This window comes from Flavimaribacter sediminis (assembly GCF_019492055.1).
GTDB lineage: Bacteria > Pseudomonadota > Alphaproteobacteria > Rhizobiales > Rhizobiaceae > Flavimaribacter > Flavimaribacter sediminis.
The window spans coordinates 359,352-378,625 of sequence record NZ_JAICBX010000002.1 but is presented as its reverse complement, the minus strand read 5'-3'; the positions used below and the strand labels follow the sequence as shown (position 1 = coordinate 378,625).

18 protein-coding genes are annotated in these 19,274 nt (G+C 59.7%); 11 read left to right on the top strand and 7 right to left on the bottom strand.

Annotation, left to right across the window (positions count from 1 at the left end; genetic code table 11):
- Positions 1-67 precede the first annotated feature (67 nt).
- Positions 68-1,441 carry an aspartate aminotransferase family protein gene (locus K1W69_RS09975; RefSeq protein ID WP_220228218.1) on the bottom strand — a complete coding sequence of 458 codons (1,374 nt, stop codon included), beginning with the start codon at positions 1,439-1,441 and terminating at the stop codon, positions 68-70.
- Positions 1,442-1,558: 117 nt separating this feature from the next.
- Between K1W69_RS09975 and K1W69_RS09970 the strand changes: the two genes are divergently transcribed.
- From K1W69_RS09970 to K1W69_RS09925, 10 genes are all read left to right on the top strand, one after another.
- Entirely contained in the window at positions 1,559-2,305 is a 747-nt protein-coding gene (locus K1W69_RS09970; RefSeq protein ID WP_220228217.1) for an SDR family NAD(P)-dependent oxidoreductase, read from the top strand.
- Positions 2,306-2,400: 95 nt separating this feature from the next.
- Complete coding sequence (locus K1W69_RS09965; protein ID WP_220228216.1) at positions 2,401-3,441, top strand: ABC transporter substrate-binding protein; 1,041 nt, start codon at positions 2,401-2,403, stop codon at positions 3,439-3,441.
- A 98-nt stretch (positions 3,442-3,539) separates the two neighbouring features.
- Entirely contained in the window at positions 3,540-4,400 is an 861-nt protein-coding gene (locus K1W69_RS09960) for an ABC transporter permease (RefSeq protein ID WP_220228215.1), read from the top strand.
- Positions 4,390-5,226: an ABC transporter permease gene (locus K1W69_RS09955; RefSeq protein WP_220228214.1), complete on the top strand. Its 837-nt coding sequence runs from the start codon at positions 4,390-4,392 to the stop codon at positions 5,224-5,226. Before K1W69_RS09960 ends, K1W69_RS09955 begins: the two co-directional genes overlap by 11 nt.
- The gene (locus K1W69_RS09950) at positions 5,219-6,325 is read left to right on the top strand and encodes an ABC transporter ATP-binding protein (protein ID WP_220228213.1); all 1,107 of its coding nucleotides are present in this window, start codon (positions 5,219-5,221) and stop codon (positions 6,323-6,325) included. Before K1W69_RS09955 ends, K1W69_RS09950 begins: the two co-directional genes overlap by 8 nt.
- 2 nt (positions 6,326-6,327) lie before the next feature.
- Positions 6,328-7,083, top strand: coding sequence for an SDR family NAD(P)-dependent oxidoreductase (locus K1W69_RS09945; protein WP_220228212.1), 756 nt, complete (start codon positions 6,328-6,330; stop codon positions 7,081-7,083).
- A gap of 10 nt (positions 7,084-7,093) precedes the next feature.
- Positions 7,094-7,861, top strand: a complete 768-nt coding sequence (locus K1W69_RS09940) for an SDR family NAD(P)-dependent oxidoreductase (RefSeq protein WP_220228211.1) — start codon at positions 7,094-7,096, stop codon at positions 7,859-7,861.
- A 26-nt stretch (positions 7,862-7,887) separates the two neighbouring features.
- Positions 7,888-8,994, top strand: coding sequence for an LLM class flavin-dependent oxidoreductase (locus K1W69_RS09935; RefSeq protein ID WP_220228210.1), 1,107 nt, complete (start codon positions 7,888-7,890; stop codon positions 8,992-8,994).
- 3 nt (positions 8,995-8,997) lie between these two features.
- Positions 8,998-9,576 (top strand): NADPH-dependent FMN reductase, encoded by a 579-nt coding sequence (locus tag K1W69_RS09930; RefSeq protein WP_220228209.1) that lies wholly within the window; start codon positions 8,998-9,000, stop codon positions 9,574-9,576.
- Between the two features lie 29 nt (positions 9,577-9,605).
- Positions 9,606-10,514: a MurR/RpiR family transcriptional regulator gene (locus K1W69_RS09925; RefSeq protein ID WP_220228208.1), complete on the top strand. Its 909-nt coding sequence runs from the start codon at positions 9,606-9,608 to the stop codon at positions 10,512-10,514.
- On the opposite strand, the gene K1W69_RS27445 is transcribed toward K1W69_RS09925, so the two are convergent.
- From K1W69_RS27445 to cydD, 6 genes are all read right to left on the bottom strand, one after another.
- A complete protein-coding gene (locus K1W69_RS27445; RefSeq protein WP_370688253.1) occupies positions 10,495-10,806 on the bottom strand; it encodes an IclR family transcriptional regulator domain-containing protein in 312 nt (103 codons plus the stop codon). The genes K1W69_RS09925 and K1W69_RS27445 overlap by 20 nt on opposite strands.
- Before the next feature lie 119 nt (positions 10,807-10,925).
- On the bottom strand, positions 10,926-11,057 hold the full coding sequence (cydX, locus tag K1W69_RS09915; RefSeq protein WP_220228207.1) for a cytochrome bd-I oxidase subunit CydX: 132 nt from the start codon (positions 11,055-11,057) through the stop codon (positions 10,926-10,928).
- A 15-nt stretch (positions 11,058-11,072) separates the two neighbouring features.
- Positions 11,073-12,236, bottom strand: coding sequence for a cytochrome d ubiquinol oxidase subunit II (gene cydB, locus K1W69_RS09910; protein ID WP_220228206.1), 1,164 nt, complete (start codon positions 12,234-12,236; stop codon positions 11,073-11,075).
- A 5-nt stretch (positions 12,237-12,241) separates the two neighbouring features.
- A complete protein-coding gene (locus K1W69_RS09905) occupies positions 12,242-13,852 on the bottom strand; it encodes a cytochrome ubiquinol oxidase subunit I (RefSeq protein ID WP_220228205.1) in 1,611 nt (536 codons plus the stop codon).
- Between the two features lie 92 nt (positions 13,853-13,944).
- The gene (gene cydC / locus K1W69_RS09900) at positions 13,945-15,618 is read right to left on the bottom strand and encodes a thiol reductant ABC exporter subunit CydC (protein WP_220228204.1); all 1,674 of its coding nucleotides are present in this window, start codon (positions 15,616-15,618) and stop codon (positions 13,945-13,947) included.
- Entirely contained in the window at positions 15,615-17,258 is a 1,644-nt protein-coding gene (gene cydD, locus K1W69_RS09895) for a thiol reductant ABC exporter subunit CydD (RefSeq protein ID WP_258570973.1), read from the bottom strand. Before cydD ends, cydC begins: the two co-directional genes overlap by 4 nt.
- A 329-nt stretch (positions 17,259-17,587) precedes the next feature.
- On the opposite strand from cydD, the gene K1W69_RS09890 reads away from it, so the two are divergent.
- Positions 17,588-19,261, top strand: a complete 1,674-nt coding sequence (locus K1W69_RS09890; RefSeq protein ID WP_220228202.1) for a peroxidase family protein — start codon at positions 17,588-17,590, stop codon at positions 19,259-19,261.
- The last annotated feature ends 13 nt before the right edge of the window (positions 19,262-19,274 follow it).

The window sequence follows — 19,274 nt, the reverse complement described above, 5'->3', positions numbered from 1 at the left end:
GAGCACGTCAGCGCCCTTGGTCTTGTATGAAGGCCAGATCCGTCGCGAGCGGCCGATCGGTATTTGCTTATTGTCGCGCAGCGCCCAATGCTGCGTCGATCGCCCTGTCGAGTTTGTCGACGATCTCCTCGATGTGGCTTTCGTTGACGATAAAGGGCGGAGCGAGCATGGCGTGGTCGCCTGATCGTCCGTCGATGACGCCGCCCATGGGGTAGCAAAGCAGACCTTCGGCGAGCCCTGCGGCTTTCAGTTTCGAGGCAAATTTCAATGACGGATCGAGCGGCGCCTTCGATTCGCGATCCGAGACGAATTCCAGCGATTGGAAGAGACCGCGGCCGCGGATGTCGCCGACGTTGGGATGCTGGCCAAACCGGCTCTGCAGCGCCGCTTCCAGATTGGCCGCCTGCTTGCGCACATTCGACAGCAGGTCTTCTTCCGCGATCAGTTTCTGCGCCTCCAGCGCCGTGGCGCAGGCCAGGGGATGGCCCGTATATGTGTGCCCGTGCTGGAAGAAGCCGGAACCCGAGACGATCGTGTCGTAGATTTTTGTGGTAGTGATGGTTGCGCCGATGGATGCGTATCCGGCGCCGAGCCCCTTGGCGAGGGTGACGATATCGGCCGCTATGTTTTCCTGTTCGAAGGCGAAGAGTGTTCCGGTCCGTCCCATTCCACACATGACTTCGTCAAGGATAAGCAGGACGCCGTATTTGTCGCAAATTTCGCGGATCCGCGCGAAGTAGCCCGGGGGCGGAGGCACGGTTCCGATCGTCGCGCCCGCCACCGTCTCCACGATGAAGCACATGACGTTTTCCGGGCCTTCACGAAGGATCGCCGCCTCGAGTTCGTCCGCCACGCGGCGGCCGTAGGCCTCATCGGTCTCGGAATCCTGTTTTTCCCGATAGGGATACACCGCCGGCGTCTGGATCGTTTCAAGCAGCAGCGGCGTATAGGCCTCGCGCCGCCAGAGGTTGCCGCCGGCCGCCAGCGCTCCGAGCGTATTGCCGTGATAGCTCTGGGCTCTCGAAATAATGCGGTGGCGGGAGGTTTCGCCCTTCTCCACGTAATATTGCCGCGCGAGCTTCAGGGCGGCTTCCACCGATTCCGAACCGCCGGAAGTGAAATACACCTTCGAGAGATCGCCAGGCGCCAGGTCCGTCAACAGCGAGGCAAGCTCTTCTGCGGGTTCGCTCGTAAAAAATGACGTATGGGCGAACGTGATGTGATCGATCTGGCGTTTCATCGCTTCCGCTATGCGCGGATGGCCGTGACCGAGTGAACTCACCGCTGCGCCCGACGAACCGTCGATATATCGCTTTCCGGACGTGTCGAAGATATACGGTCCCTCGCCGCCCGCCGCCGTCGCCATGTCGTTTCTTGGAAATCGATGGAAGACATCGGAGCGACCCGCAGGTCGGGCGTTTTTCACTGATCCAGCACTCATTGTTTCACTCCAGCTAAGCCTGTTTCAAATGCACTGTATTAGAGCATATGCTTTATATTTGACAATCTATACCAAATGGTACACACTCGTCAAAGTGCAGTTTTGGAGACCCGCCGAATGACAACGGAATTCGAAGGCAGGACAGCGCTCGTAACCGGCGCCGCAAGGGGGCTCGGTTTGACGACCACGAAATTGCTGCTTGAACGCGGCGGCGCAGTGATCATGGCGGATGTCGATGCCGACGCCGTAATGTCTTCGGCAAAGTCTCTCGAAACCCAAGGATACCGCGTATGCCCCGTCGTCGTCGACCTCGCGCGCGAGGAAGAGGTTACGGCTCTCGCAACGGCGGTCGAAAACTTCTTCGACGGACGGCTTGATCTGCTCGTGAACAATGTGGGCGGCTGGCGTCATGCCCGTTTTGGTGAAATCAGCATGACCGACTGGGACTGGACGCTTCGAACCAATCTCACGGCGCCATTTCTGACGACCCGAGCCTTGATGGATATCATGATCAGGCAGGGCTACGGCCGCATCGTCAACGTAGCGTCCACAGATGCGCACAGGGCGAAGCCCTCGCTGCCTCACTACGCTGCCGCGAAGTCCGCGCTGGTAAGCCTAACACGGTCGCTGGCCGAGGAACTCGCGCCCCACCAAATCTTGGTCAATGCGGTGAGCCCGGGGGCAATCGCCACGGAAACAGCGAAGAAGCAGGACTGGTTCGCCGAGCGGATCAAGATCATTCCGGTCGGACGCGCGGCCGAGCCCGAGGACATCGCCGAAGCAATCCTTTTTCTCGGCTCGGATCGAAACCGTTTCGTTGTCGGTCAGACATTGATGGTGAATGGCGGCCTGTACATGACCTGACCGAATGGCGGTCGACAACTCAAACCGGCCCGAAGCATCCGCCAGTCGGTCCGGAAATCAAAGGCGGGAACAAAACAACTGAGAGGATTATGGGAATGACGAACAAGTACGGAATAAACAGCAATATCTCCAGGCGCACCGCGCTGATTGGTCTCGGCGCCACGGCTACAGCCCTTGGCATGCCGCGCATTGCGAATGCGAAGACGGATCAGATCGTAATGGCGACCGGCGGCGGCAAGCTGGAGGAAGCCTATCGCAAGACTGTCTATGAACCATGGACGGCCAAGACCGGCGTAAACGTCATCAACACCAGCAATGAAGGCGCCCGTCTGAAGGCCATGGTCGAGCAGGGCAATGTTGAATGGGACCTCATCCAGGGACCGGCGGAAGCGCTCGCAGTCTATGCGAAAGAAGGTCTGCTCGAGCCGATCGATTACAGCGTCGTCGACAAGGACGCGATGGTGAAGGGATCGGCGCATGATCATTTCGTCGTCACGGACCTTGCCGCCTACAACATCGCATGGAACACCGACAACGTGACGGGCGAGGGACCGCAGAGCTGGGCGGATCTGTTTGCGCTCGATGGGCGCGTGGGTCTGTGGAAGCGTCCGTTCCAGACGATGGAAGCAGCGTTGCTGGCTGACGGCGTTCCGATCAACGAACTCTATCCGCTCGATGTCGACCGCGCGTTCGCAAGCATGGACAAGATCAAGGACAAGCTGGTCTGGTGGGAAAAGGGCGCTCAGAGCGCGCAGCTTCTGCTCGACGGCGAAGTCGACGCCGGCTCGACCTGGAACGGGCGCGTCTTTGGTCCAAAGAACGATGGAGCTCCGGTTGACTACACCTTCAACCAGGCGATTCTCGTATCTGACGGTTGGGGTGTGCCGAAGGGGGCGCCGAACAAGGCGGAAGCTTTCGACATGATGGCCTATGCGTTGTCGCCGGAAGCCCAGGCCGCTTTTGCCAAGACAATCCCGTACGGACCGGTGAACAAGAACGCCGATGCGTTGCTTGACGATGCGGTGAAGGCCAATCTGCCTACCCTCAACGACAATACGGTCCTTCTCGACGTCAGTTACTGGGCGGACAATTCCGCTGAGGTGGTCGAGCGTTTCAATACCTGGATTCTGGGCTGATAACCCGTATCCGCAAGCCGGGGCGATCGCGTAAGGCGACGCCCCGGACGCTACAACTGTGCCTATTTTGATGGTCAAGCAATTGGTTGGAGACAGGAATGGCATCCGATAAGAGCACCGGCTGGACAGCGACGGCGTTTTATCGCTGGCTGCTTGTTGCGCCGCTGGCTTTTGTCGGCCTGTTCTTCCTGTGGCCAATCCTGAACGTCATTCTGCGCAGCTTCACAGATCCGTCGCCGGGCGTCGCCAACTACGAACGCGTTTTCGGCGGCGGGCCGTATCTCAAAGTTCTTTGGATCACGGTCGAGACGGCCGGGATCGTGACAATCCTGTGCGCGCTCATCGCCTATCCGGTCGCCTACGTCATATCCCGGGTTCGCGGATCGATGATGAGCCTTATGATGGCGTTCGTCGTCGTTTCGCTCTGGACCAGCGTCGTGATCCGATCCTATGCATGGATGGTGGTGTTCCAGCGAAAGGGCGTGCTCAACCAGTTTCTGGTCGTGGCGGATATCGTCGAGCGTCCGATCAGCTTTCTTCCGGGAACGCTGGCGGTCAATGTCGGAATGGTGCACATCATGCTTCCATTCATGCTGTTGCCCATGCTGGCGACAATGCGGACAATCGACCGCACCCTTATTGCCGCGGCTGAAGTCATGGGCGCCAATCCGTTCGTGGCTTTCCGCAAGATCTTCTTTCCGCTGTCGTTGCCAGGGCTTGGCGCCGGATCCGCGCTGGTTTTTATGATGTCGCTCGGCTTCTTCATAACGCCTGCGTTGCTCGGCGGACCTCGCCATATGATGGCGGCGGTTTTGATCGAGCAGCAGGCCAACCGGCTTCTTGACTGGGGACTCGCTTCTGCCCTCTCCACAGTCCTGCTGCTGCTGACAACCTCGATATACCTTGTCTATCTTCGTGTCATGAAAAGCGCCGGGGGAGGTTTTGCCCATGGCCGCTGAAAGCACTGCGAAGCTGCCGCTTGGTTTCCGAGCGGGATGGGTGATCATCTGCTGCTTTACCGCGCTGATCCTGGTTTATCTTGTCCTGCCGCAGTTCATCGTGTTGCCGCTGTCATTCTCAGACCGCAGCTTCTTGTCCTTCCCGCCGTCCGGATGGTCAACCCAATGGTATGAGAAGCTTGTCGCCAATCCCTCCTGGTTCCAGGCGATGATCAATTCGCTTGCCATCGGCGTCCCGACGGCGTTGCTGTCCATGGTCTTCGGCACCATGGCTGCGCTGGCCGTCTCAAGGGGCGGTTTCAAACAGGCTGGCGTGATCTCGGCGCTCGTCGTGGCGCCCATGATGTTGCCCCATGTCATCCTTGCGATCGGTCTCTATCCGCTTATGCTGCAGCTCAACCTGCTTGGATCCTACGCTGCGGCCACGATCGGACATACGGTCATTGGCGTGCCGCTGGTGTTCATAACCGTCACCGCGCAGCTGGCTCGTCATGATTTCACGCTCGAGCTGGCCGCAATGACGCTCGGCGCGCGACCATGGCGCACGTTCAGATCCGTCACCTATCCGACGATCCGCATCGGAATCATCATCGGGGGCATCCTGGCGTTCGCCACTTCGATCGACGAACTCATGCTGGCGCTCTTTCTGACCGGCGCCGGAACCCGAACCCTTCCACGCCTGATCTGGGAACAGATGAACGATTACCTGACCCCCACAATCGCCGCCGTCGCGACACTCGTATTCCTGTTTACGCTCGTCCTGCTTGTCATTGTCGCGCTGATTCAGTCCCGCTCGACGCGTTTGGATGGGTGGAACCATGACTGAGCAAGGCGCGAAACTGAAACTCTCCGGCGTCGAGAAGCGCTATGGCAAGGTCGAAGCGTTGCGACCAACTGATCTGGAGCTTGAGAGGGGAGAATTCTTTTCCCTGATCGGACCGAGCGGTTCCGGAAAGACGACACTGCTCGGCGCTGTCGCCGGATTTACGCCGCCGACGCGCGGGCGCATTGAGGTCGACGGCGTCGATATGGCGGCGTTACCTCCTTACAAGCGTGAAATCGGCATGGTCTTTCAGAACTATGCGCTGTTTCCGCATCTGACTGTGTTCGAGAACATCGCTTTTCCCCTGCGACTGAGGAAACTCCCCGAATCCGAAATACGCAATCGGGTGACGCAGATGCTGGAAACAGTTCGGCTTCCCGATGTCGGTGGGAGAATGCCGACGCAACTTTCCGGTGGACAGCAGCAGCGCATCGCACTTGCGCGCGCGGCGGTCTATGGACCGCGCATCCTGTTGATGGACGAACCGCTCGGCGCTCTGGACAAGAACCTCCGCGAGGAGATGCAGTTCGAAATCAAGGAATTCCACGCAAAGGTGGGCGCCACGGTTCTTTACGTCACCCATGACCAGGACGAGGCCGCGGCCATGTCCGATCGGATCGCCATCATGCGCCAGGGCGGTATTGTGCAACTCGGCACGCCGCGAGAACTCTACGAACATCCCCGCAATGAATTCGCAGCCTGCTTTCTTGGCAACGCCAACATGCTCGACGTTGTGCGGGAGATCGGGCGCAGCGGCGACTACGTTGAGATTGAAACCCCTGCAGGCCCGGTGCGCGCTCTCCATGAGGGAAAGGACACAGGAAACGGCAAACAGGTCCTTTGCCTGCGCCCGGAATCAATCAGCATCGAACAGGAGAGCGCGGCGACCGGCGCGGATTCGACGCAATACAATCGCCTGTCGGGCCGTATCGTCGATGCTACCTTCACCGCTGGATCCTTTAGATATGTGGTCGACGTTGAGGGTACCACCCCGATCGCTGTTCGCCTGACCTCCATCCGCCAGTCTGAAATGCTCAAACCCGGCGATCGCGTGGCCCTGCTTTGGGCGGCCGACGCGACGCTTATGATACCCAAGGAGTAAACATGGGAACACTGGACAAAAAGGTTGCGCTGATAACCGGATCGGGGGACGGAATGGGACGGTCCCACGCCATGCTGATGGCCGAGCGCGGCGCTGACATCGCCGTCTGCGATATCGACGGCGACAAGGCGCGCGAAACCGCGGAACTCGTGCGGGAACGCGGCCGAAGGGCCTCGGTTCATGTCATCGACATGGCTGACACCGACGCCGTCACAACGATGGTCGCCGATGCTTCGAAGGCACTTGGCCGCATCGACATCCTGGTCAACAATGCCGGCTTCGGGCAACGCGCAACAGTTGACGAAATCTCGGAAGACGATTTCGACCGCATGTTCAATGTGCATGTTCGCGGCAGTTTCTTTTGCACGCAGGCCGTCGTTCCGGCGATGAAAGAAGCCCGTTACGGCAAGATCATCAACATCTCTTCGATTTGGGGCATGGCGGGAGCCCCGGTCGCCTCCCACTATTGTTCGGCCAAGTCGGCGCTGCTTGGTTTTGCAAAGGCCTGGGCCAAGGAATTTGCTCCCTGGAATATTCACGTCAATGCGGTTGCGCCAGGCGGCGTGCGTTCCGGCGGGCCGGTCAAGCTCGACAATCTCGATATCCTGCGCGCCAAGGAAGAGAAGGTGCCGCTGAAGCGTTACTGCGAGCCTATCGAGATGTCCTACGCAGTCGCCTTTCTCGCATCGCCCGAAGCGGACTTCGTGACCGGTCAGGTCCTCAGTCCGAATGGCGGCGAAACCATCGTCGGCTACTAGGGAGAATTCCATGACGAAAGATCCGAACAGTTTGGAAGGCAGGGTCGCCTGGATCACCGGCTCAGGCCGCGGTATGGGCAGCGCCCACGCGAAACTGATGGCCGAACGCGGCGCCGACATCGTCGTTCACGATGTTCTGGAAGACGAAGCGAAAGAGACCGCGGAGGCCATTCAGGCGATGGGCCGCAAGGTTCTTCTGTCCACCGCTGACATCCGCGATGCGGCGGCGATGCGTGACCTTGTCAAGGAGGTGGAAGCCAAGTTGGGTCCGGTTGACATCCTCGTCAACAACGCTGGCATCGGCGAACATGCCGAGATCGAAGAGATCACGCCGGAAAAATACCAGCGCATGTTCGACATCCATGTTCGCGGAAGCTTTTTTTGCGGCCAGGCGGTCATCCCCGGCATGAAAGAGCGCAAATACGGTCGGATCGTCAATATTTCCTCGATCTGGGGCATGAACGGCCACCACACGGCGTCACATTATTGCGCTGCCAAGACCGCCGTTCTCGGATTGACCAAGGCCTGGGCCAAGGAACTTGCTCCATGGAACATCCTGGTCAACGCCGTTTGTCCGGGAGGCGTCCTGACCGAAATGCCTATCCGCGTCCAGGGCATGGAGAAGATCCGCGAAAAGGAAAAGAAGGTGCCGCTCGGACGCTGGGCCGCGCCGGAAGAGATTTCATACGCGGTGGTCTATTTCGCAGCGCCCACCGGCGATTTCGTCACCGGACAGGCGATCAGCCCAAATGGCGGCGAAACCATCGTCGGTTTTTGAGACACAGAAAAGTAAAGGATATCCAGATGCATTTCGGCCTGTTTTCCCTGATGACGCAGCGTAACAAGGACAAGGCTGCCGGAGAAATTTACCGGGAAACCGCGGAACATGTGAAACTTGCCGAGGAGATCGGCATGGAGATCGCCTGGTTCGCGGAACATCACTTTTCCAACTATTGCCTGTGTCCGTCGCCCCTTGCGATGGCCAACTTCATGGCCGGGCAGACAAGCCGGATCAAACTTGGCCCGGCCGTCATCGTCGCGCCGCTGTATGAACCGATCCGGCTCGCCGAGGATATCGGAATGACGGATCAGATGAGCGGCGGGCGGCTGGTTCTCGGCTTCGGCACCGGGTATCAGGCCTACGAGTTTCACAAATTCGGCCGTGATCTCAAACAGGCGCGTGACACGCTCTTCGATGTTCTCGACTTCGTGGATAGTTACTTCACGAAAGACGAATTCGCCTATGAAGGCAAAACGATCCGCTTGCCAAAAACCGCGTTTTCGGTGCGGCCTGCGCAGACCCGTCCGGATATCTACGTCGCGGGAATGGGGACCGACGTGGAGGCGCAGAAGCGAGCGGTCGAACGCGGCTACACGCCATTTTTCACGACAGGGTGGAATGACGTGGAGACGATCCGCGGCGTGCGCGACGGGTTGGCCGATACGTGGGGAAAAGCCGGGGGCGACAGCGCCGCCGTGCCCTTCGCGATCCAGCGCTACGTCTTCGTGACGGACGACCCTGAAGATGCGAAGCTGGCGGCAGATGGCGCGCGCTATATCCGCCGTATCGCCATGTCGATGCGCGGCGGTTACGGCGAACTCGACGGGGCATTCCTTAAAGAGATACCGGCGGAGGGAGAGCCGCCGCTCGAGGAAATCGTGTCGCGTCTGCCGGTCGGCACCCCCGAGACGGTTGCCGAGCGGCTTGCGCGCGATATCGAGGTGCTGGGACCCAAGCACATCAGCTGCTTCATGGCGATACCGGGTCTCGAGCAGTCGAAAATCCTCCGTTCCATGGAACGGTTCGGATCGGAGGTGATGCCGCTTCTCGAGAAAAGATTCGGACCGCTCGGAGAACTGGACGCGATGCCGGCGGCCCCGTCTGTCGAAGCCGCGGCCAGCCACGGCTGAGATATGACAAAACCCCTGATACTCGGTTTGGGTGGAACGGCGCGCAGCGGGTCTTCGAGCGAGAAGGCGATGAAGATCGCACTCCGGCATGCGGAAAAACTTGGCGCTCGAACGGCAAGCTTCTGCGGCCGCGATCTCCTGATGCCTGTGTATCTGCCAGGCGACAATGACCGGACCGAGTCGGCGAAAAGGCTTGTCAAACTCTTCCGCGAAGCGGACGGCTTCATCCTTGCCTCGCCATCCTATCACGGCTCCCTGTCCGGTTTGCTGAAAAACGCCATCGACTACACGGAAGATCTGCGCTCTGACCGGCGCATCTATTGGGACGGTCGGGCGGTCGGATGCATCTGTTGCGCCGGCGGATGGCAGGGCGGCAGTCAGACGATTTCTGCTCTTCGCGACATTGCCCATGCCCTTCGCGGTTGGCCGACGCCTTTCGGCGCGGTTCTGAACACCTCTTTGCCGCTATTCGACGCCGATGGCCGATCATTGGATGAGTCAGTGCAAAATCAACTGGAAATAGTTGGCGCGCAGGTCGTTGAGTTCGCCATGATGAGGTATGCTGCCGATTACGTATTTTGAGATCGAGAGACAAACAAGAAAAGCATTTCATGAGTCAGACTGAAATTCGCCAGGATGATCCGAATTCCGGCGCATCCGACGGCATTGTCGACATGCTGAAGTCCCGTTATGCAGCTTTCAGTCCGCAACTCAGGAAGGCAGCCCGCTTCGCGATAGACAATCCTAGCGACGTTGCGATCTATTCGATGCGGACTCTTGCCAAGAAAGCGGGAGTGCAGCACAACGCGATGGTGCGGCTTGCGCGCGAACTGGGTTTTGATGGCTACGACCAGTTCCGCGACCTCTTCAGGGATTACGTTACCCGAGGCAGCGATGCGCGCTGGCTGTCGCGCGCGCAGTCGATACGCGAGCGTTTTCCTGTCGGGTCCAACACCCAGATCCTTGGCGAGCACGTGCTGCAGGAACTCGAAAATCTGCAGCAGACTTTTGGAGAGGGGATTGCCGAGAAGCTGAATAATGCGGTCAGCCGGTTGCGCGGCGCGCGCAAGATCTACGTGCTTGGCCTACGCAGCATGTTTCCGCTTGCTTACTATTTTCACTATACGTGCCGCATGTTCGACGCGCGCACTGTTTTGTTGACCGGTTTGGGTGGGGCGCTCGCCGACGATCTGCGAACAGTGGGCAGCAAGGACGTTTTGCTGGTTTTCAGCTATCGCCCCTATGCGCGGGATGCGATCGCTGCGGTCGAGTTTGTGCGCGAACGCAAGGGGCAGGTCATCGCGATCACCGATAGTGAAGTTTCACCTGTGGTCACCGAGGCGGGCGTCAATCTGATCGTGCGAAACAGCACCATTTCGCTGTTCTCTTCTCTGTTGCCGGCGTTTGCAGTCGCTCAGATCATCGCCACGATGCTGTTGACCGAAGGTGGGCGCGAAGCCATGCAGCGGCTTGAGGAAACCCAGGAGCAACTGGACCAGTTCAACGTTTATCAGGAATAGCGCCAATGGTCGGCGGTGCAAGGCCTGTATCGGTTATCTGATTGCCTCGATCGCGCGCACAGGACTTGACGGCGTCCTGAACGCAAAGACGCGTTTCAAGCTCGTCGAATATCGGCTTCGCCATAACGATGCTGACGGATGCGATGACCGTGTCTCCCCGGAAACCCGGAGCGGCGAGGCCGGTCTGGTCCTCCGAAACTTCCGAAGTCGTAAAACTGTAGCCGTCTTTTCGGATCGCGCGCAGATCCTGCTTGAATTTCTTCCACGTCTGATCCGGGAAACGTTTCCTGATGTCGTTTTCATTGTCCAGCTCGTTGACCGAATATGGAAACTGATCGAGGAAGAGGTCCGGGCGTTCGCGGCGTCATGACGAAATGACGTCGCGCCAGCCCGGCGTCCTCGCGCCGCCGTTCACTGCTTGACGGGTGGAACAGCCTCGTCCTCCATCATCTGGCGATCCTGCTGAATTTCAAGCCACATCGCGTTGACCACCGCAAAGAGAGCCGCGAGAGGCAGACCGAGAATCCAGGCGAAATACCACATCGTGTTGTTCCTTCGTCAGTAGACGCTTTCACTGTTGGAGGTGACGTCGTCGGCGGTGACCTTGCCCCACAGGACGCGGTAGACCCAGGCGGTGTAGGCAAGGATGATCGGCAGAAAGATGATCGTCGAGACCAGCATCACGAACAGTGTGAGTTGCGAAGAAGACGCATCCCATACCGTCAGGGAGGAGGTCGGATGGATCGACGACGGAAGAATGAACGGAAACATCGTCAGTCCGACTGATGAGATGACGCCGAGAATTCCGAGTTTCGACCACAAAAGAGGCGAAATCTCGCCGCCGCTCCTGAGGCCGCGGATGGCCATGATGAGGCCCAGAAAGCCCAGAACCGGCGCAATCGCAATCCACGGGCGCTCGCCGTAGACGGCGAGCCAACTGCCCTCCCGCACAACGTCCGAATGCAACGGGTTCGAGGGGCCGTCGACCACGACTTGTCCAACCATGGCGTATCCATCAATGCCGAAGGCGAGCCAAAGCCCGGCAATGGCGTAACCGGCTAAAGCAACCAGTCCCATCCAGACGCCGATCCTGCGCGCCCGTTCCGCGACGACACCGTCTGTCTTGACGACCAGCCAGGCTGCGCCGTGCATCAGCAACATGCCGAAGGAGACCAGACCCGTCAGTATCGCGAACGGATTGAGAAGGCCGAGAAACTTGCCGTAGAACGTTCCCTCGTAGATGGCGTGCAGATCCTCGGTAAAGCGGAACGGCACGCCCTGAAGCACGTTTCCGACGGCGACTCCGAAAATCAACGCCGGAACGGCTCCGCCGACGAACAGCGCCCAGTCCCAGTTCGATCTCCACCGGGGGCTCTCGTGTTTTGAACGATATTTGAAGGCGACCGGCCTGAGGATCAGCGCCGCGAGCACGGCGAACATGGCCAGGTAGAAGCCGGAGAAGGAGACCGCGTAGAGCGGCGGCCAGGCGGCGAAGATCGCTCCGCCGCCGAGAATGAACCACACCTGGTTGCCTTCCCAGACAGGACCGACGGTATTGATGGCGATACGGCGTTCGACGTCGCTTTTTGCGACGAAAGGCAGCAGCGCGCCGACGCCCATGTCGAAACCGTCGGTCATTGCAAAACCGATCAGCAAAATGCCGAGCAGCAGCCACCAGATAACGCGAAGCAGTTCAATGCTGATGAGTTCGTGCAAGATCATGATCGTTACTCCGCCGGAACCGCGCCTGCGATGGCGCCGTCAGTTTTGCGCAGTTGTTGCCTGTGCTTGTCCATCCATTCGTCGGTCATCTCCACATCCATGTGAGGACCCTTCCTGATGTATTTGATCATCAGTCCCATCTCGATGATGAACAGGATCGAATAGAAGGTCACAAACCCGGCGAGCGTGATCAGAAGGTCGCCAACGCTCAAGTGCGATACCGACAGGGCTGTAGGCAAAACGCTGTCCACAGTCCATGGCTGGCGTCCATACTCTGCCACGAACCAGCCCATTTCTGCGGCGATCCACGGCGTTGGTATGATGATCACTGCAAGCCACAACGCCGGGCGCGGAAACTGCATCCCGCGGAAACTCGCCAGATAAAAGAAGTAGGCCATGACCGCGATGAATGCGAAGCCGAGACCGACCATGACCCGGAAGGCCCAGAACAGCGGCCAAACCGTTGGCACGGTGTCTTGGGCCGCGAGGGTGATCTGCTCCTCCGTGGCCTTGCTCGGGTCATCCGCATAGCGCCGCAACAGAAAGGCGAATCCGAGATCGCCGCTATGCTGTTCGAAAGTGTCGCGCACTTCCTGTGACGCGTCGCCGCGCTCGGAGCGTATGGTCTGCAGCGCGTCATAGGCGATGATTCCAGAGCGAATACGCTTTTCCGCCGTCGCGACGAGTTCGTTGATGCCCGGAATAACGGTGTCGAGCGAACGTGTGCCGATGAGACCCATCATGTACGGAATATGGATCGCGTATTTTGTCTCGTGGTCCTCCTGGTCGGGAATGCCGAACAGTGTGAACGACGCCGGAGCAGGCTCGGTTTCCCACATCGCTTCAATGGCCGCGAGTTTCATCTTTTGCGAATGGGTCGTCGCATATCCGGATTCGTCGCCAAGGACGACCACGGACAGCGCTGACGCAATACCGAAACTCGCTGCAACGGCGATCGAACGCCGCGCCAGTTCGATATGCCGACCCTTCAGCAGATACCAGGCCGACACGCCGAGCACGAAGACGGAAGCGGTCACATAACCCGCTGAAACCGTGTGCACGAATTTTGCCTGCGCAACCTCATTGAAGAGCACGTCGAAGAAACTCGTCATCTCCATGCGCATGGACATCGGGTTGAACTCGGCGCCGACCGGATTCTGCATCCAGCCATTGGCGATCAGGATCCACAGCGCAGAGAAGTTCGAGCCTATTGCGACCAGCCACGCCACGACCAGATGCGCTACCTTCGACAGCTTGTCCCAACCGAAGAAGAACAAACCGACGAATGTCGCCTCAAGAAAGAACGCCATGAGGCCTTCGATGGCGAGGGGCGCGCCGAAGATGTCGCCGACGTAATGGCTGTAGTAGCTCCAGTTCATCCCGAACTGGAACTCCATGGTGATGCCGGTTGCGACGCCGAGGGCGAAATTTATCCCGAAAAGCAGTCCCCAGAATTTCGTCATCTGACGCCAGATGGGCCTGTCGGTCATCACATAGACCGTCTCCATGATGGCGACGATGATGGACAGACCGAGCGTCAGCGGAACGAAAAGGAAATGGTACATTGCTGTCATTGCAAACTGCAAGCGAGACAGCTCGACGACATCGAGTTCCATCTACAAATCCTTTTGGTTTGGACACGCCTTCAGTGCGCATGTCCCAGTATCGCAGGTATTACAACTTATCTGCCTAATGGTATTGATACATATCAAGTCTCGCAGAAGAGTGCGACATCTTGCTGCCGGTCGGAGAAAACCAGTTCCGCCTCTCTGTGTGAAGCAAGCAAAATCCCTGATTCAGGAAGATATTTTCTGATCCCTGCCAGCACCCGCGTCGCAGTGTCGCGGTCAAGGCCTTCCGTCGGTTCGTCCAGGAGCAGCAGCGCCGGCCGGCGAAGCAGGACCCTGGCCAGCGCCAGACGTCGGCTTTCGCCGCCGGAAAGCCCTGTTCCGGATTCTCCCAGCCGGCTGTCGAGTCCCCCGCGCGCTTCTATGACGTCGTCGAGCGCCACCGCCGAGAGCACAGCCCAGGCGTCTTCATCGTTCAGGCCGGGCCTTGCCACCGCCAGTCCGTCCCTGATGGCGCCGCTCAGCAGCGCGCTTCTCTGGGGCAACAGCGAAACGGTTTCACGCAGCCGCGGTTCTTCCCAATCGCAGAGATCCTTGCCCAGTATCGCAACAGTCCCGCGGGTGGGCCGCACCATGGAGGCGGCAAGCTGCATGATGGTAGATTTTCCGCTGCCGCTTGCGCCTGTCAGCGCAACCGTTTCGCCGCTTGCGACCTGGAGATTGAAATCTGCGATCAGTAAAGGACCTTCCTCCCTGTAGGAAAAGCAGGCGTCTTTAAATTGCAGCAGTGGCGCGTTCGACTCTGGATGCGTGAGGGATCGAGCGAACGCCGCTTGTGGCTTTCCGGTGTCCAGCAGGCGATTGACCCGTCTTGCAGCGTCCGTCATTCGGCCGATTTCCGCCAGGCCGCGCCTGAGCGGCCCCAGCGCCTCGGCAATGGCCAGTGTGGCGAAGAAACCGAGAGCGGCCAGCGCCGGATCGATGACGCCGGCCCGGGCGAGCAGGCCGCCGATCAGCAAGGCGCCGGCGGCGGTCAGACTTTCCGCCGATGAAATCAGAAAGCCGCCGGCGCGTTCGATGCGATCATTGCGCTCTAGTTCCTTGCGCATCCGCCGCTCGGCGTCCATGACATATTCCGCGCGTTGGTCGAGCTTCCCGAAAATCGTCAGTTCCGCCCGTGCCTGGATCAAATCCATGAACCGCATGCGAAAGGCGTTGAGCGCCAGTTGCGACAGGCGCGATGGTTTGCGGGACCGCATGGCGACAAGGCCGAGCGCGGGCAGAATGCCGGCGATCGTGCTCGCCAACAGCCAGACGACAAGCGCCGGATCGACCAGTATCCACAGGGCAACGGCGGAAATCATCAAGGTGGCGACTGCTGCGACAAGCGGGATAACCAGGCGCAGCGCAACGCCGTCCAGGGCGTCCACATCCCGCGTCAGGCGGGTCAGCTGCTCCGACGCCCGCAGCGCCGGCAATCGCGCAAACGGCGTCGTCGACAGCGCGGTCAGCAGATCGACGCGCAAACGGGCAAGACCGCGCAAGGTCGCGTCATGGGTCAAAATACGTTCGCCGTAGCGCGCTGCTGTGCGGCCGAGCGCCAGAAAGCGCACGCCGGCGCTCGGTCGAAACACGTCGAAAACGACGCCAGCGCCGGCAAGACCGGCGACGCCGGCGGCTGCGATGAACCACCCTGAAAGCCCAAGCAGCGCGATGCCTGCGACCAGAACTGCCACAGACAGCGCTGCGCCGCGTAGAAGCGACCACCAGTCGTTCGTCCAGATGCGACGAATAATCGGCAGCAGCGATCTCATCCGGCGGTCTCCAGATCGATGATCCGGTCGAGGCGGCGCGCGAGTTGCAGATCGTGGGTTGCGACGATCAGCGTGGCGCCGCGCGCCGATAGCGCCAACAGCCCCTCGGTGACGGCCGACGCCGTATCGCGATCGAGATCTGAGGTCGGTTCGTCCGCCAGAATGATATCGGCGTCGGAATAGAGCGCGCGTGCGATCATCAGTCGCCGGGCCTCGCCACCGGAAACGCCGTGTCCCGTTTCGCCGAGCCTGGTGTCGAGCCCACCCGGCAAAGTTCGGACGATCTGATCTGCGGAGGCGAGCGCAAGTGAATTCGCAAGTCTGTCGTCGTCGCGCGTTTGCCCGGAGATGATCAGGTTGGCCCGCAGGCTGCCGTTGAAAAACTGCGGGGCCTGTCCAATCCAGCCGAGTCTGCCGCGCCAGGCGTCCGCGGTACGGTCGTCAAGCAACTCCCCGGCGACGCGAATGTCGCCGTCGGGGCAGGGCGCAAGTCCCGCCAGTAAAGCAAGCAAGGTTGATTTTCCGCTGCCGCTGCGTCCGGTGATGGCGATCCGTTCGCCGGCCGCGATGGAAAATTCGGGAAATCGTATCAGGCGTCCGGCGGGCGTCGTCCAGGAGAGGGCGCGCGCCTCTACGCTCGCGGGACCAGTGAGCGCCCGCCCGGCGAGCCCGCCTCCCGGAATTTCGAGTTTCGGCGCCGCTTCGAGATCGGCCAATTCGCTGGCGACAGCCTGGGCCGCAGCCCGGTCGTGCCAGGCGGCTGCGAGTTCTCGCATCGGCTGAAAGAAGTCCGGCGCCAACAGCAGCAGAAAAACGCCTTCGGCGACAGTCAGGGGCGTTGTCCAGGCGCCGAAACGCAATTCGCCGAGCAGCGCAAAGCCCACATAGACAGCCGTCATCGCAACGCCGAGCGCTGCAAACAACTCCAGAACGGTCGATGACAGGAATGCGATGCGCAGGACCTCCATGGTCTGTCGGCGCAGACGCTCTGCGGCCGTTGAAAAATCGACGACGGTGCGGTCGACCGCGTCGAGCAGCCGCAAATCTGTGAGCGCTCGTATTCGTTCAGCCAGGAGAGCGTTCATGCCCCCGATTTCCTGCATCTGTTTCTCGCTGGCTGTGCGCGCAGCCATTCCGACGAGAATCATGAAGATGGGTATCAGTGGTCCGGCGATCAGCAGAATGAAGGCTACAGTCCAGGAGAAGACCATGGCGATGGCCAGGATGACGAAAGGAACAGTTCTAGTGCGGGCCATGGCTGGCGCGTAACGCAATATGTAGGGCGCGACGAGCTCGAGCTTGTCTGCGGCAAGCGCTGTGATTTCAGCGGATGAGCGCTGGCTTGTCGCCAGCGGCGACTGGCGGCTTTGCGCAGCGAGGATTTTTTCCCGCTCACGGCTGATGGCCGCCTGCGACGCGGTGAAGGCTATTCTACCTGACACATGCGCAAGTCCGGCCTTCACAAGTCCGAGCGCCGCAAACAGGAGGCTAGCGCTCCATGGACCGAGCAACGCCGGCGAACCTTCGACGAGCGCTGCAATGAGCTGAGCCACGCAGGCGGCTTGCGGAATCCATAACAGGGAAGCCCCGACGCTGAGCCAGGAAGCCAGACGAAGACGGCCTCGTTGAGGCTGAAGCATTTGTTCCAGTCGGCGCGCAGCCTGTGTATTCGCGTCAGGAACGGTATCGCTCATCGGGTTCGGTGAAGCTGTTGCTTGGCTGCTTGTTCATCGAGACGCCGGTATTCGGCGGTCGGTTTTGCGACCTTATTGCACGGATCCTGGCCGATGGCGAGGCGACGATCCGCCCCGGTCGGTCGGTTGCTTCTTGCGTGACCGGCAACGCGTGTCGATCGCAAGGTTTCGTGAACTTCAAACCATCTCCATTTCATCTATTGCGGAAGCCGATGTATTTCTTCTACCATTCATGGAAAGGACAATGGAAATCGTATCCAGCCTTGGGGGGCGACTTGAAGGCGACATGTCACGGAGCAGGCGCGCGTTTCGTCGCCCGGCAATCGGTCGGCGTCAGAAGCGCCAGCAACTCTGATCCTCAGACGTTGGATTTTGATCTGACCGGGATCAATGGTCCTGTCGTTACAGACGCCTCCGACTGTGACGGAGAACAGCACGTGAGCCTTACTCTTCGCCATGACGCCGAAGATGGTGTGTCCGCGGATTACCACGCGGATGTTGGGACGTTCCTGACGTCACATGAAAGTAAACTTGCCGGCTGCGGTTTCTTTCATCGGTTGATTCCGGCGATCGACGATCATCTGCTTCCGGATGAGGGCGCTCTTTGTGCGCTTGCAGCCGCCATGTGTTCGGAGAAACGGTCGATCGAGCATTCGACGATACCTGCGGCCTACACCTATCTGGGACAGTTCCTTGCGCATGACCTGTCCTATACGAGTTTTGACAGCGACCCGCTCAATCCGGTGAATTACCGGACGCATGCATTCGATCTGGACAGTATTTTCGATGCGCGGCCAGAAGGATATCCGGAGAACGGCAAGGCCTATCAGTGTCGCGGCGGTCTCGGCCTCGGCGCGACCAGCGCCGGGCGCTTTACCGATATTCCAAGGGACGCCGAGGGCGTTCCGCTTCTGCCGGACGAAAGAAACGACAACAACGTCATCGTCTCCCAGCTCGTCGCGTCAATCATCAGGTTTCATCACCGGATTTGTGACATCGAACCAGATGAAGCCGCGGCAAAAAGGCTGACGCGCCGGCATATGCAATCGGTGATCCTGCACGATTATCTCGAACGCATCATCGATCGTGACGTCTATCATGAAGTCATGACCCATGGGCGGGGATTTCTGTTTGCCGACGCGTTGCCATATCCGTTCAGGATTCCGGTCGAATTCTCGATCGGATGCTTCCGTTTCGGTCACAGCATGGTCAGGGAACGATACTTCCTGAATGGAATTCTGTCCCGCGAACCGACCCGCCAGGTTCTGGCCCACACCCATCTCGGCAGGGTTATCGACCGCGACCGGCCATTCCTGCAGGATCGCTGGGTCGTCGACTGGTCCTATCTTCTCGACCTCGACGGGTCGCGCGAGCCGGAATACGCAGAGGCCATCGACGCGAAACTTCCGGTTCTGTTTCAGGAACTCGACCGGCGTTGGGTCTACGAAATGCCACGCGGCCAAACATCGAACACCGTGCCCCTCTCGGAACTGACGCTGAAACGCGGGCGATCCGTCGGCCTGTCGCCGGCGCAGGATCTTGTCGCATGCGTCAATACCGAACTGGCGGGACATCCGTTGCCCGCAGGCGGGCAACGCAAGCGCGTCGACGGTATTGCGGACCTGTCGGACAATGCATTTGGCAGCGCCTTGGGAGACGTCCTTTCTCGAGACGACCATCGCATGGCGAAGGCGACGCCGCTCTGGTTCTATACGCTTGCAGAGGCCCAGAGGCTCGGCCGCGACGCCCGCGACGGGTCGACCCGGCTCGGCCCGCTTGCATCCCGCATCATCATGGAAACGGTTCACGCCGCCATTCAGGCGTCACCCGACAGCATTATCGACGATGCGCAGCGCGTTCGCTTTGAGCCGCATCCCGAGCTGGTCGCGACGCGGGGAAATGCTTTTACCCTGCACGATATCTTTCGCAATATTGGAAACCTGAACTAGCAAAGAAAGGGGA